Genomic DNA, 13,837 nt, shown 5'->3' with positions numbered 1-13,837 from the left:
CACCCGTTCGCCGCTCGTGTACCCCGAAGGGCCTTACCGCTCGACTTGCATGTGTTAAGCACGCCGCTAGCGTTCGTCCTGAGCCAGAATCAAACTCTCCGTTGAAGACTCTCGAAACACCCCCAAAGGGGCGAATCAGAAATATCTAACTAGAGTCCGAAAAATCTAGCAAAGCGAACACCAGCAAATTAAGATTCGCTGTTGTTCAAAATGTCCAACCTCCCACGACCGGGGGGTACGCGAAGGCTGGAACCAATAAAAATATTGGCACTGACATTCATCGACACACTATTGAGTTCTCAAAGAACACACGCACAAACATCCACCCGGTGAAGGGTTTCGGTGAGGCAAGGGTTCGTACTGTAGTCCAAGCAACCCGCCGGACGCAAATCCGGAAGAACCCTGAACACATGATCGGTCAGGCGCTCATCGTCCTACCTCGTTTCCCTGTACCGTAGCGGCCCTGTCGGACCAGCTCTTCGGCACCGGGTCGGTGTCCGTGTCGCTCTGACTGGAATAAAGTTACGTGGCTGGAATTCCGATGTCAAATTCCCTAGTCAGGCCGGGTTTCGAACCACAACAAAGGGAGGGTCGCGCGTTGAGCGAGGAACGTAGTGGAAGGCGGCGGCGGTTACGTCGCGTTATGAAGGCCGGCGTGGTGTTGGCCAGTGGCGTGGTGTTGGTGACGGTCTGTGCCAATGCGGCCATGTGGATGTTGTCGTCGGGGCATCGCAGTGATGTGGCCGGAGCGCCCACTGTTCCGGTTGTCATTGTTCCCGGTGCGCGGGTCGCGCCGGACGGGACGCCGATGGCGTACCTGCGGGGGCGCCTCGATGTGGCGATCGAATTGGTCGCGGCGGGGAAGGCGCGCGAGATCCTGCTGTCTGGGGATGCCGGCGGTACTTCCGGCGACGAGATCGCGTCGATGCGGCGTTATCTTCTCGAGCACGGAGTCGATCCGGGCATCGTGCGAGCGGATGGGGAGGGCCTGTCCACGCGGGAGACGTGTGAGCGGGCGCGTTCGATGTTCGGGGTGGAGCGCGCGATCATCGTCAGCCAGTACCAGCATCTGCCTCGGGCGGTCGCGCTGTGCCGGGCTGCGGATATCGACGCCGACGGGGTGGTCGCCTATTGCGAGTGCAGGCGGGCCACCGAGGTGCGCAACAACATCCGGGAGTGGTTGGCGGCGCCCAAGGCGGTCGTCGAGATGATCTTGCGCTGATCTGCCGAAGGGTCATCGGCGCAGGATTGCTGCGAGCCCGGCGCGAAGTCGATCCAGCAGCGTCGGACGGTCGGGTGTTTCCGCAGGGATGTGCGGCTCGGGCGGGGTTTCATTCACCCGGCCGGCCCGCGGGTACACAGGCGCATAGGGAGGGCCCGCCAGGAGGTTTCGGCATCCTGTGCGGATCTCGTCCCACGTGATCGCGGCATCCAGGCCGTCCTCCAGGCTGATTTGCATGGTGTAGAAGTCCCAGGCGAGTTCCTCCAACTCCGGTGGTTCGGGCTCGGGACGCATCGTCAGCTCGAACAGATCGGTGAAGATCATGCGAAGGCACTCGTCGGCGTCTTGTTCGTCGGCCAGTAGGGCGGCGGCGTTGCGGTTCGCGCGCCTGAGCCGGACGGCTACCTCCTGTTCGCGCCAACCCCCGAGGTGAACGATCTCGAGTTCGGCGAGCGCAGTGCGGAACAGTTCCGGGGCGTCGCGGCAATCGGTTCGGTGCAGGCAGGCGAGTTCGATCAGCGCCGGGGAATCGAACCCTCGGGCCACAGCCTCGGCGCCGATCATCGTCAGGTGCGACTCGTCCAGCTCGCCGACGGCGAACAGGTCTGCGGCGCGGTTCAACTCGTCCATCGGGTCAGCGTGCGGTTCCGGGGTTCGGCCGTCAACGCAAATATGGACCGGACTCGAGGTTTCTTCGGATGGGGTTCGGTCAACCCTCTCGTCGGTCCGCGACCGGATGGACCGATTCCGATCACCGCAATTCGAGGAGAGCTAGTGCGCATCGTCAAAGCTGTTGGGATCATGCTGGCCGTTGTGGCCGCCACGGCGATGGGGGCCGGTTCGGCTGTCGCGGAACCGGAGTCCAAGGAGAACATCTACATCGATGTCAATGTGCTCGGGTGCTCGATCGGCGCCGGACTCGGTGGTGACGTGCTGGTGGCACTCACCGGCGGAGGCGGGTCGAGCGCGATGGTGAATTCGTCGCTGGCGGCGCGGCTTCGGGCCGCCGGGTGCCTGCCTCGCCTGTAGGACCAGCGCCGATGGTCTCGCCGACGGTGACGGGACCATCGGCCTACCGTGCCCGTGCACGCGCCATCACGTACCGTGGTGCGAGTTGTCAGCATGCTGGCCGACGGAATGGGGTGCATCGTGAACGGGTCCGAGCATGCCGCGCGGCTCGTGCGTTTCTGGCGGACCGTTGAACTGTTCGGTCCGCAACTGGTACCGGAGGTCGGGGTCTGCCGCGAAACCGGTGCGCTGGTGGTGGAACTCGGCGCCGACGAACCGGCACCGTGGGAAGACCTCACCGCGCTCCCCGCGCTGCAACCGGGCCGGGTATGGCAGTTCGTGGTGTTCGGCGGGCTGTTCGAAGTGGGGCGTGCGCGTGAATCGCTGATGCGCGCCTTCGGGCGGGACGGGCTGGAGCCGGACGCGCGACAGTCCGGAACCACAGCCACTTTCGCAGTGACATTGAGTGACGACGGCATGGTCGTCGAGGGATCGGCGACGTTGTCGGGGCTGGCGTGGGCGATCAACCGGTTGCGCTCCCCCGGCCCCGCCGATCCGGGTTGGGCCGACGGGTTCGAGCACGATTCCTCGGCATTCACCGCCGCGTTCGACCTGCTGACCACCGAGGTACCGAGCGTCGATCCGGACGCCGACGATCCCGGCCCGCGCTGGCGTGCCTTGGATGTGGTCGGTCGTGGCGTCGGCGCCTCGCTGATCGCGGCGGGTGCGGACGGTGTCGTTTCGCCGGGGCTGGCGGGGATGTCGGCCGCCGCGTTCGTGCGCGGCGTCATGGCGAACGAGGAATTCGGTACGCCACTGGTGACCGGGCGGGCGTTGCAGACGTTCGCGGGGGATCTGTGTGGGGCACTCTCGATCCGGTCCGAATTACGCGCCGGTGGGGTGCGGGTGGCGTGTGTGCAGGTCGCGGCCAGGGATGCCGACAGCACGGCGGCCGAGGATCGGCTCAACAGCGGACTGGGCGCGGAGCTGCGTGCGCTCGCTGCGGCGGTGGAGCGTGGGGACGTCGGGGCGGCGCTGCGGGACTACCTCGCGGCGAGTGAAACCTTGCCCATCGATCGGCGGATCGACGTTCGTCAGCGACAGGACGTGATGGTCGAGGGGCTGCTGCCCCAGCGCGTTCCGGACGGGCGGTGGCCGGGTGATCCGCTCGTCGCGGGCCAGCAGTTCGCGGTAGATCAGGCGATGACCGAACTCCGTGACAGGGCAGGGATTTTCGCCGTGCACGGCGCGCCGGGCACCGGAACGACGACGATGCTGCGGGACCTGCTCGCGGCGATCGTGGTCGAAAGAGCCGAGCGGCTGGCCACTTTCGACGACCCGATGGAAGTGTTCACCGGTGTCACCGAGCAGGTGCAGGTCGCCAAGAACTACACCGTCGGCGCGCACCGGCTCGCACCCGAGATGACCGGGTTCGAGGTGGTGCTTGCCACCGGCAGCGACCGGAGCGCCGCCGATGTGGTGGCCGAGATCCAGCACCGCGACGCGATCGACGCCGATGTGCGGATCAACCACTTCGGCGAGTTGGCCGAATTCGTCAGCGGCGAACCTGCGTGGGGTTTGATCGCCTCGGCTCTCGGCGGCGCGAGACGAACCTTCGGGGAGCAGTTCTGGTTCGGCGACCGGTTCGCTACCGAACGCAAGGCGCAGGCCGGTTCGGCGGGAATGCTCGATCTGCTCAAACAGGCTGAGGCGGATCCGGATTCGGTGCCCGACTGGCAGACCGCCGTGCGCGACTTCGAGAGCCGGCGCGAGCACGTTCGAACGCTCGCACAGCAGCGTCAGGACGTGGCCGAGGCGGTCGCCGAACTGCCCGCGATGAACGACGACCTGTTGTCGCTGTCGGCGGAGATCGCCAATGCCGATGCGGCACACGCACACTGGCGCGCACAGCATCAGCAGGCAACCGAACAGCTGCGTGCGGCGCAGGCCACGCATCATCGGGTCAGCACGTTGCTCACCGAGCACGGCGGGCGCAAACCAGGGTTCGCGGAGTCGTTGTCGACCGGGTTCCGGGCGGGGCGGCGGTGGAGTGCGCGCTCCAACGAGCTGTTACGCGAACGGCACGACGCCGAGGCGGAGATGCGGCGGAGGCAGGGCGAGGTCGACCACGCACGTGAGCAGTGGGCGCAGGCGGCCGAGCACGGGCGCACCCTCATCCGCGACCACGTCGCGTTGACCGAGCGGCGGGCACGAGCACTCGACATCATCGAAGCGGCGCGCGAGAACTGGTCGGAGACAATTCCTTTCGGTGATGTCGCGGCCGACGACGAGCAGTTCCAGCTGTGTAATCCATGGGCCGACGAGCAGTACTCGACGGCTCGGCGTGAGCTCTTCCTCTCGGCGCTGCGGCTGCATCGAGCGCTGTTGCTGAACGCCGCGCCCCGGGTGCGCGACAACCTGATCGTGGCGATCGCACTGATCCGTGACGAACTCGCGTTGACACCGAAGGCGGAAACCATCGCGGCCGCCTGGCAGACGCTGTTCCTCGCGGTGCCGATGCTCACGACGACGTTCGCCGCGCTGCCCAAGTTGTTCGCCGGGCTGGGGCGTGAGGCGCTCGGTTGGTTGTTCGTCGACGACGCGGGCCAGGCCGCACCGCAGGCGGTGGCGGGTGGTCTGTGGCGCGCGCGCCGGGCGGTGATCGTCGGTGATCATCGCCAGTTGGGACCTGTTGTGACGCTGCCGACTTCGGCGCAGGAGGCGCTGGTTCACCAGTACGGGCTCGATGCGGAGTGGATGCCGGATCTGGCCTCGGCGCGACAGGCGGCAGATCGCGGCGTGCGGTTCGGGACCTGGCTGACACCCGCTGATTACGACCGGCCGGTGTGGGTGGGAACGCCGTTGCGGGTGCATCGGCGCAGCGATCTGCCGATCTTCGAACTGACCCACCGGATCGCCTACGACGACGACCTGCTCGTCTTCGGCACGCCCGAGCGGCCCGACTTCCCCAGACACGATCGGTGGATCGATGTGAGATCCGCACGCGCCGAAGGGAACTGGATTCCCGGCGAAGGTGAGGCGCTCGGTGCCTTGCTGACGGAGTTGCGGGAGGACGGGGTCGCGGCCGACGACATCCGGGTGGTCAGCCCCTTTCGCGATGTCGCCGACGGTGCGCGGCGTGTCGCCCGCGAGGTGCTCGGGGACGAGTTCGCCGCCGCCCAGGTGGGCACGATCCATGGCATGCGTGGAAACTCGGCCGAGGTGGTTGTGCTGGTACTCGGCACCTCACCCGCCGCGGGCGGTTCGCGGCGCTGGGCCGCCGCCAACCCGAATGTGCTGAACGCGGCGGTGTCGCGGGCGCGGCGGCGGGTGTACGTGATCGGCAACTATCGACTGTGGAGCAGCCAGCGGTATTTCGACGTGCTCGCCCGGCATTGGCCTGCCGAGTCCGATCAGCTGGTCGCTCAGACCGTCAACCGGTAGAACCGCCAGAAGCCGAAATTCTCGATTGGCAGGATGTCGACGGTGGTGAAGCCCGCCTTGTGGGCGTACTCCCCCAGCTGCTCGGCGCGCATTACAGTTCCGGTGCCCGCCGAGCCGGGGTGCGCCATGCCGTCCGGTAGGCAGATAAGCAGGCTGAAGCCGTACATGAGGCGGTCGACATCGCTTGCGGGAGAAGCGAAGTCCGGGTCGACGGCCTCGTCCATCACGATCATCACCCCGCCCGGACGCAGCGCACGGCGTGCGGCCGACAGCACCTCGACCGGGTACGGCATGTCGTGCACGCATTCGAAGGCGAAGACGGCGTCGTAGGTCGCTTCCGGGAGGTCGGCCGTGACGTCGGCATGGTGGAAATGGACGCGGTCGGCTAAGGCGGCGGCATTGGTGGTGGCCATATCGATCGACGGCTGGTCGATGTCGTAGCCGTCGACCCGCAGGTCGGGGTAGGCGCGGGCCAAGGCGATCGAGGACCAACCGCCACCCGAGCCGATATCGGCGACTCGCGCACCGGGGGTAGACAGCAGGGCATGCATGTCGGGGACGGTGGCGAGGTCGGCGGCCAGGCGGTGTTCGAACCAGGGACGGTTCATGTCGGCTTGGGATTCACGCACGTCGGTGCCGTATTCGGACCAACCGACACCGCCGCCGTCGCGATAGGCGCGAACCAGGGCGGGCAGCTGGACCGCCGCGCCTGCCAGCATCCGGGCGAGCGGGGCGAGGTAATCCAGGCTGTTCGTATCGGTGAGCACCTCGGCCACGCTCGCCGGGAGGGCGAAGCGGCCGTCTGGTGTCACCGTGAGGATGCCCGTCGCCGCCTGCTGTTCGAGCCATTCCCGCGCGTATCGGCGATCGCCGCCGGCGCGGGCGGTGAGGTCGGCCGCGTCGGCTGGGCCCGAGGCCAGCGCCGAGTACCAGCCGAGCCGGTCGCCCAGATGGATGGCCAGGATGTCGACCGTGCCGAGCGCCGCCTCGAACAACCGCTGCGCGAACTGCTCACTGGTCTGCTCCACTGCGCTCACTTGGGTCCTCCTGATTCGAGGCGGGCTGGAACAGCCTGCTGAAAGAAGAACGGACAAGGAAACGTCACGGTTCACCGCGTGCCCAACGATTCGATCTCACCGCTGTCGATTGCCGCCTGTTTGCGAGAGGCTGGGCAGAGTTCACAGGATCGGAGTTGTCATGAGGCCGAGCTCATTTCTCGGACCAGCCTGTTGTGCCGCGATAGCTTTTGCTGTCGTGCTTCCGGCGCAAGCCAGTGCTGATCCCGTCACCGATCTGCTGTGCAACAGCGGATCGAGCCAGTTCTGTCCACCGCCACCGCCGCCGCCCCGCGAGTGCCATCCCTCCTACGATCCGTGCGTTCCGACCGCCCCCGACGCCGACTGTGCGGGCGGCAGCGGGGACGGGCCCGCATACACGGGCCCGGTTCGAGTAATCGGCCCCGACGAATATGGGCTCGATGCCGACGGGAACGGGATCGGCTGCCAGAACAGCTGATTCTCTGCTGGCTACGCGCGGTTAAGGCGTATCGAACAAGGGTGCGCCGGGTTCCACGACTGTGTCGATCGTGTCGGGATTGATGGAGTTCTTCGGGGAATCCATTACGACGATCGGGCAGATGATCGGGTTGCCGGTGGCGGCGATCTCGGTGGGGTCGAAGGTGACGATGGGGGTGCCGGTCTCGACGGTTTCGCCTTCGGTGGCGTGGAGGGTGAAGCCTTCGCCTTTGAGTTTCACCGTGTCGATGCCGAGGTGGACCAGGACACCGACGCCGCCGCCGAAGACCACGAAGGCGTGGGGGTGGAGTTTGAGGAGCTTGCCGGTGATGGGGGCGGTGACGGTGAGGGGGCCTCGGGTGCGGTCGGGGTCGATGGCCACGCCGGAGCCGACCAGTTGATCGGCGAAGACCTGGTCGGGAACTTCCGACAGCGGGATGACGCGGCCGGCGAGTGGAGCGGTGACGTTCACAGGATGTCCCCGATGTCCTCGGCCAGGGTGTCGGCTTCGGGGCCGACGACGACCTGCACGACGGTGCCCGACTTGAGGACACCGTGGGCGCCTGCCGCCTTGAGCGCGGCCTCGTCGACCTTGGCGCCGTCGCGTACCTCGGTGCGCAAACGGGTGATGCACGCCTCGATCTCGACAATGTTCTCCGCGCCGCCCAGGCCCTGGACGATCGCTTCCGCTTTGGACATGTGTTCTCCCTTTCCGCGGTGGTAGCCGGTTCCAGTATGGGAGCCTCGGTTGTGCGCCACGTCATATTTCACGGTTGACATCCGACGGCCACCTGGTCAAACTGACAACTGGTTATGACCGGACAGTACCCGTCAGAGCCACTGGTTCACAACCGCTGGACGAAGAAGGTCGACATGACTGCCGTTACCGACAGCCCCAAGCAAGAATCCAAGACATTCGCGGGATTGCAGCGCCTGGGCCGCAGCCTGATGCTGCCCATCGCCGTGCTTCCCGCGGCGGGCATCCTGTTACGTCTCGGCCAGGACGACCTACTCGGCCGCTTCTCCGCGCTGGAAAGCGCGGCGTCGGTGATTTCGGCGGCGGGCCAGGCGGTGTTCACCTGGTTGCCGCTGATCTTCGCCGTGGGCATCGCCATCGGCTGGGCCAAGAAGGCCGACGGGTCGACCGCACTGGCCGCCGTGGTCGGTTACATGGTGATCAACGGCGTGTTCGAGGCGATGTCGCCGATCGTGCTGGAAGGCAAGACCGACCCCAAGGGCGCACAGGCTCTCATCAACTACGGCGTGCTCGGCGGCATCGTGATGGGTCTGCTCTCGGCGATCCTGTGGCAGCGGTTCTATCGCACGAAGCTGCCCGACTTCCTCGGGTTCTTCAACGGCAGACGACTGGTGCCCATCCTCACCGCCGTCACCGGTCTGGTGGTCGGTGTCGCGATGGCCTTCCTGTATCCGGCGTTCAACTCGGCGCTCACCTGGGTCGGTGAGGCGGTCGCGGACAATTCGGTGGTCGGTGGCGGTATCTACGGCGCGGCCAACCGGCTGCTGATTCCCACCGGACTGCACCACATTCTGAACTCCACGGTCTGGTTCCTCGTCGGCGACTACACCGATGCTTCCGGTCAGCTGGTGCGCGGCGATCTGAACCGCTTCTTCGCGGGTGACCCGAGCGCGGGCACCTTCATGACCGGCTTCTTCCCGATCATGATGTTCGCCCTGCCCGCCGCTGCCTTCGCCATCTGGCGCAATGCGCGGCCGTCGCAGAAGAAGCTGGTCGGCGGCATCATGCTCTCCACCGGGCTCACCGCGTTCGTCACCGGCATCACCGAGCCGCTCGAGTTCTCGTTCATGTTCGTGGCGTGGCCGCTGTACGTGGTGCACGCGATCCTGACCGGTACGTCGATGGCGCTGGTGAACGCGCTCGGCATCCACGACGGGTTCACCTTCTCGGCAGGCGCCATCGACTATCTGCTGAACTTCGGCAAGGCGACCGATGCGTGGCTGCTGATCCCGATCGGGCTCGGGTACGCGCTGGTGTACTACCTGCTGTTCAGCTTCGTGATCAAGAAGTGGAACCTGCGCACACCCGGCCGCGAGGCGGAGACCGATGAGGAGGTCTCCGGCGTGGCCGAGGCACAAGCCGAACCCGTAGCGGCGGACAGCGACGATACTCGAAACGATGGAACCGAGACGAAGCTGGACAAGAAGCCGGAAGGTGAGTGACGCCCGATGCCGGAACAGGTGATCCGTGGGCTCGGGGTCAGTCCCGGGGTGGTGTGTGCGCCGTGGTTGCGATTCGGTTCGCAGCTCGAGACCTCCGCGCAGGACCCGGTCGGCGGGCCACCCGACGAGGAACTGGCCCGGGTGAAGGCGGCGCTCGCGAGGGTGGCCGACGAAATGGCCGCCAGGGCGTCGCGCGTGGACGGTGTTGCGGCGGAGATCCTTTCGATGTCGGCGACGATGGCGCGTGACCCGGGCATCGTCGCCGCCGCCGAGAAGGAATTGAAGGCGGGAATGCCGACGGCGCACGCCGTGCACCTGGCGTTCGAGGGGTTCTGCGCCAAGCTCGAGGCGCTGGGCGGGTACATGGCCGAACGCGCGACCGATCTGCGCGATATCGGCGGGCGAACCATCGCGGTGCTGCTCGGTGAACCGATGCCGGGTATCCCCGAGCCGGGATTTCCGTTCGTGCTCGTCGCGCGCGATCTGGCGCCGGCCGACACGGCGATGCTCGGCGGCAGTGATGTGGTCGGCCTGCTCACCAGCGAAGGCGGGCCTACCAGTCACACCGCGATCCTGGCGAAATCGCTCGGCCTGCCCGCCGTAGTGAACTGCTCGCAGACCGACGAACTCGTCGACGGTGCACCGGTGCTGCTCGACGGCTCGACCGGTGTGGTGGTGGGCGACCCGAGCCCTGAACGTCAGAAGGCGGCGGCAGAGCAAGCGGCCGCAGACAAGGCGCGGTTGGCGGCGGCCAGCGGGCCGGGGCGCACCGCCGACGGCACCCCGGTGCACCTGCTGGTCAATATCGGCACGGTCGACGACGCGGTGAAGGCGGCGCCGGTCGACAGCGAGGGTGTGGGTCTGTTCCGCACCGAATTCATGTACCTCGGCAAGGCCTCGGAGCCGACGCTGGACGAGCAGACCGCCTCTTACACAGCGGTTCTCGAACAGTTCGCGGGCCGCCGCGTGGTGGTGCGCACGCTCGACGCGGGCTCGGACAAACCGCTGCCGTTCCTCGATCTCGGGACCGAGGAGAATCCGGCGCTCGGCGTGCGTGGGTTGCGGATCGGGTCGGTGTTCCCGGAAACACTGGCCACCCAGCTCACCGCTTTGGCTCGCGCGGGTGAGGCGACCGGTGCCGATCTGTGGGTGATGGCACCGATGGTCGCCACGGCCGACGAGGCGGCCGGATTCGCGGCGCTGGCAAGGGAATCCGGGGTGCGCAAGCTCGGGGCGATGATCGAGATCCCGGCGGCGGCATTGCGGGCGGCCGATCTGCTGGCGCACCTGGACTTCGTGAGCATCGGTACCAACGACCTCAGCCAGTACACCTGTGCGGCGGACCGGATGGCGGGCAGCCTCGCGCAGCTCCTCGATCCCTGGCAGCCCGCGGTGCTCGACTTGATCGCGATGGTCGGCGCGGCGGGAACGGCATCGGGCAAGTCGGTCGGTGTGTGCGGTGAGGCGGCGTCGGATCCCCTGCTCGCGCCAGTGCTGGTCGGGCTCGGAGTGACGAGCCTGTCGATGTCGGTGCCTGCCCTGCCCGCTGTCCGAGCGGCCTTGGCAGGGATCGACATCCAGCGTTGCCAGGAAGCGGCCGATGCGGCGTGTGCTGCGCGCGGGCCACAGACGGCACGTGAGGTGGTCGCGGCGATCGTTGGACGGGCATGAGGTGGTGACGGGGGGGTCGAGCGGCTCGGTGGTCGCTGCGGCTGCGCGCGGCGTGCGACGTTCGGCCGCCGACAGCGTGGTGGCAGCCGTTCCCCTGGCAGCGGGGATGTCACTGATCGGGCCTCCAGTTGCAACCAAATCACCGGCAGGGCCGCCGCCTCCGGTCGGGTCGGGTGGGCCCCAGGCAGCAACGGTGCCTCCGGTCGAACCTGCAGCGGCGGTAGCCGCCGGGCCATCAGTAGCAACGACTTCGCCCGGGCAACCGTTAGTAGGCGTGGCGGACATGCCCCCAGTGGCAATGCTGTCACCGATCGGGCAACCAACGGTCGCGGGACAACCGCCCGCGGTCATGGCCGGCACGCTCCCGGCAGCAACGGTGCCACCGGCCAGGCGGCCAGCGGCGGTTGTGGCAGCCGAACCAGTGGCAACTGCGTCACCGGCCGGGACGAAACCTTCGGTCGTGGCGACCATGCCCCCGGCAGTAACGATGCCATCGGCCGGGGCGCCGGCTGCGGTCGTGGCAGCCGAGCTTCCGGCAGCAAGGATTTCAGCGGTCGGGCCAGTGGCGGGGATGGTGGTCAGCGCATACCGGGCAGTGACGCTGCCAACGGTCGGGCCGCTGCCGGCGCGCTGGTCGATCATCGGCCCGCGGGGTGCGGCGGTTGCGGGCAGGCCGGTATCCGGCGGTATCGGGAGAGGGATAGGTGGGTCGGCGTGACTGCCTTGCGGGGGTGTGTCGTCGGTGCGGGTGAGGGTGAAATTGCCGATGGTGTGGTCGAATTCGATGGGGCGACGATTACGTGGGTTGGTGCGGCGGCGAGTTATCCACGCCCGCAGGAACTTCCAGAGGCCACGAATGACCTTGTGCTGCCCGGGTTGATCGACCTGCATTGCCACGGTGGGGCCGGGTTCGGGTTTCCCAATGCTGACGGGGCGGGCGCGCGGGTTGCGGCGGCGCACCATCGCGCGCACGGCACCACCGGGTTGCTCGGCAGCTTGGTGTCGGCGGCGCCGGAGGTGTTGGTCGAGCAGGCGGCGGTGCTGGCGGATCTGGTGGACGACGGGAAACTGCTCGGGGTACATCTCGAGGGGCCGTTCATCAATGCGGTGCGGTGTGGTGCGCAGGATCCGGCGGCCATCGTTGCCGGGGATCCGGTGCTGTTCGAGCGGATCTACCGGGCGTCGCGCGGGACCGTCCGGTCGATGACGCTGGCGCCGGAAACCGCGCACTTCGCCGAATTGCTCGCCGCGATGCACGAATACGGTGTGCTGCCGAGCCTGGGACATACCGATGCCGACGCGGCGACGACGTCGGCTCGGATCGCCGAGTGGGTCCGCCCGCGCGGAACAACCGAGCAGGCATCCGCACGACGAAACCCCGGTACGGCTCCGCAGCCCCTCGACAGCTCCGGAGCGACCCGAACCGAAGCCGGCGGCGCAGTGCGGTTCGGTGGCGAACCGATCACCGCCACCCACCTCTTCAACGGGATGCCCGAGCTGCATCACCGTAGGCCCGGACCCGTTGCCGCTTGCATGGCCGCCGCCGGCCGCGGCGAGATGGTCGTCGAGTTGATCGCCGACGGTGTGCATCTGGCGCCCGAGACCGTCGCGATGGTGTTCGATACCGTCGGCGCCGACCAGATCGCCCTGGTGTCGGACGCGATGGCGGCCGCCGGGATGAGCGACGGTGATTACCGGCTCGGCGCCCTGGATGTGCAGGTGCGGCACGGGATCGCTCGGCTCGCCACCGAGGACGGTTCGCCGGGCGCTATCGCCGGCGGCACGGCAACACTGCTCGAGGTCGTGCGGTGGTCGGTCGAGCATGCGGGTATCCCCCTCGTCGATGCGGTCAGGGCTGCCACGCGCACGCCTGCGCGGGTGCTCGGACTCGAGGCCGAGCGCGGCACGTTGCGGGCGGGTGCGCGGGCCGATGTGCTCGTGGTCGATCGGCAATGGCAGGTGCGGCGGGTGTTCGTCGCCGGAACGGAAGGAAGCTGATGGAAATCGTGATCCGCGCGGACGAACACGAAGTGGCCTCCACGGTCGCCGATATCGTCGGCGGCTATGTGCGCCAGGGCAATGCGATCCTCGGCCTGGCCACCGGGTCGTCGCCGCTCGGCAGTTACCGGGAACTGGCGCGCCGCTACCGCGACGGCGAACTGGATTTCACCACGGCCAGCGGGTTTCTGCTCGACGAGTACGTCGGGCTGCCGAAAAGCCATCCGCAGTCGTACTTCTCGGTGATCCGGTCGGAATTCGTCGATCATGTGAACCTCGATCCTGCGCGTGTGTTGAGCCCGAACGGGGAGGCGGGCGACATCGCGGGCGAAGGCAGGCGTTATGACGCCGCGATCGCCGCCGCCGGCGGGGTGGACGTGCAGCTGCTCGGCATCGGCACCGACGGGCACATCGGCTTCAACGAGCCCGGTTCGTCGCTGACCTCACGGACCAGGGTGAAGACGCTCACCGAGCAGACCCGCCGCGACAATGCCCGGTTCTTCGACGGCCCCGACGACGTTCCGCATCATGTCCTCACCCAAGGACTCGGCACCATCTGCGAAGCCCGGCACCTGGTGATGATCGCGCTGGGCGCGGGGAAGGCCGACGCCATCGCGGCCGCAGCCGAGGGACCGCTGTCGGCCTTCTGCCCGGCCTCGGTGATGCAGTGGCATCCGCATGTCACCGTGGTGATCGACGAAGCCGCCGCGAGCAAGCTGAAGCTGGCCGATTACTACAAATACGCCCTCGCAAACAAGCCTGTGTGGCAGTCGTTCTGAGG

At 67.4% G+C, this 13,837-nt stretch carries 11 protein-coding genes and 1 rRNA gene; 7 read left to right on the top strand and 5 right to left on the bottom strand.

Annotation, left to right across the window (positions count from 1 at the left end; genetic code table 11):
* Nucleotides 1-105: ribosomal RNA gene (locus LDL21_RS19065) — 16S ribosomal RNA — on the bottom strand; the annotation flags it as partial.
* A gap of 538 nt (nucleotides 106-643) precedes the next feature.
* On the opposite strand from LDL21_RS19065, the gene LDL21_RS19060 reads away from it, so the two are divergent.
* The gene (locus LDL21_RS19060; RefSeq protein ID WP_225281179.1) at nucleotides 644-1,222 is read left to right on the top strand and encodes a SanA/YdcF family protein; all 579 of its coding nucleotides are present in this window, start codon (nucleotides 644-646) and stop codon (nucleotides 1,220-1,222) included.
* A gap of 12 nt (nucleotides 1,223-1,234) precedes the next feature.
* Here LDL21_RS19060 and LDL21_RS19055 read toward each other — a convergent pair whose 3' ends face one another.
* Nucleotides 1,235-1,786 carry a hypothetical protein gene (locus LDL21_RS19055; protein WP_225281178.1) on the bottom strand — a complete coding sequence of 184 codons (552 nt, stop codon included), beginning with the start codon at nucleotides 1,784-1,786 and terminating at the stop codon, nucleotides 1,235-1,237.
* 210 nt (nucleotides 1,787-1,996) lie between these two features.
* Between LDL21_RS19055 and LDL21_RS19050 the strand changes: the two genes are divergently transcribed.
* On the top strand, nucleotides 1,997-2,251 hold the full coding sequence (locus LDL21_RS19050) for a hypothetical protein (protein ID WP_225281177.1): 255 nt from the start codon (nucleotides 1,997-1,999) through the stop codon (nucleotides 2,249-2,251).
* A gap of 78 nt (nucleotides 2,252-2,329) precedes the next feature.
* Nucleotides 2,330-5,674, top strand: a complete 3,345-nt coding sequence (locus LDL21_RS19045; RefSeq protein ID WP_225281176.1) for a DEAD/DEAH box helicase — start codon at nucleotides 2,330-2,332, stop codon at nucleotides 5,672-5,674.
* On the opposite strand, the gene LDL21_RS19040 is transcribed toward LDL21_RS19045, so the two are convergent.
* The 3 genes from LDL21_RS19040 to LDL21_RS19025 all read right to left on the bottom strand — a co-directional run bounded on the left by LDL21_RS19040 (nucleotide 5,656) and on the right by LDL21_RS19025 (nucleotide 7,887).
* On the bottom strand, nucleotides 5,656-6,711 hold the full coding sequence (locus LDL21_RS19040) for a class I SAM-dependent methyltransferase (RefSeq protein ID WP_225281175.1): 1,056 nt from the start codon (nucleotides 6,709-6,711) through the stop codon (nucleotides 5,656-5,658). The two genes, LDL21_RS19045 and LDL21_RS19040, sit on opposite strands and share 19 nt — an antisense overlap.
* 499 nt (nucleotides 6,712-7,210) lie before the next feature.
* Nucleotides 7,211-7,660, bottom strand: a complete 450-nt coding sequence (locus LDL21_RS19030; protein ID WP_181697939.1) for a PTS sugar transporter subunit IIA — start codon at nucleotides 7,658-7,660, stop codon at nucleotides 7,211-7,213.
* A complete protein-coding gene (locus tag LDL21_RS19025) occupies nucleotides 7,657-7,887 on the bottom strand; it encodes a PTS sugar transporter subunit IIB (protein ID WP_067487390.1) in 231 nt (76 codons plus the stop codon). The genes LDL21_RS19030 and LDL21_RS19025 overlap by 4 nt, the downstream gene beginning before the upstream one ends.
* Before the next feature lie 174 nt (nucleotides 7,888-8,061).
* Between LDL21_RS19025 and LDL21_RS19020 the strand changes: the two genes are divergently transcribed.
* The 4 genes from LDL21_RS19020 to nagB all read left to right on the top strand — a co-directional run bounded on the left by LDL21_RS19020 (nucleotide 8,062) and on the right by nagB (nucleotide 13,835).
* Entirely contained in the window at nucleotides 8,062-9,387 is a 1,326-nt protein-coding gene (locus LDL21_RS19020; protein ID WP_225281173.1) for a PTS transporter subunit EIIC, read from the top strand.
* Nucleotides 9,388-9,393: 6 nt separating this feature from the next.
* On the top strand, nucleotides 9,394-11,058 hold the full coding sequence (gene ptsP / locus LDL21_RS19015; RefSeq protein WP_225281172.1) for a phosphoenolpyruvate--protein phosphotransferase: 1,665 nt from the start codon (nucleotides 9,394-9,396) through the stop codon (nucleotides 11,056-11,058).
* A 714-nt stretch (nucleotides 11,059-11,772) separates the two neighbouring features.
* Complete coding sequence (locus LDL21_RS19010; protein ID WP_225281171.1) at nucleotides 11,773-13,056, top strand: N-acetylglucosamine-6-phosphate deacetylase; 1,284 nt, start codon at nucleotides 11,773-11,775, stop codon at nucleotides 13,054-13,056.
* Nucleotides 13,056-13,835, top strand: a complete 780-nt coding sequence (gene nagB / locus LDL21_RS19005; protein ID WP_225281170.1) for a glucosamine-6-phosphate deaminase — start codon at nucleotides 13,056-13,058, stop codon at nucleotides 13,833-13,835. The genes LDL21_RS19010 and nagB overlap by 1 nt, the downstream gene beginning before the upstream one ends.
* Nucleotides 13,836-13,837: the final 2 nt, after the last annotated feature.

This window comes from Nocardia rosealba (assembly GCF_020216065.1).
Taxonomy (GTDB): Bacteria; Actinomycetota; Actinomycetes; order Mycobacteriales; family Mycobacteriaceae; genus Nocardia; species Nocardia rosealba.
This window is presented reverse-complemented; position numbering and strand designations above follow the sequence as displayed.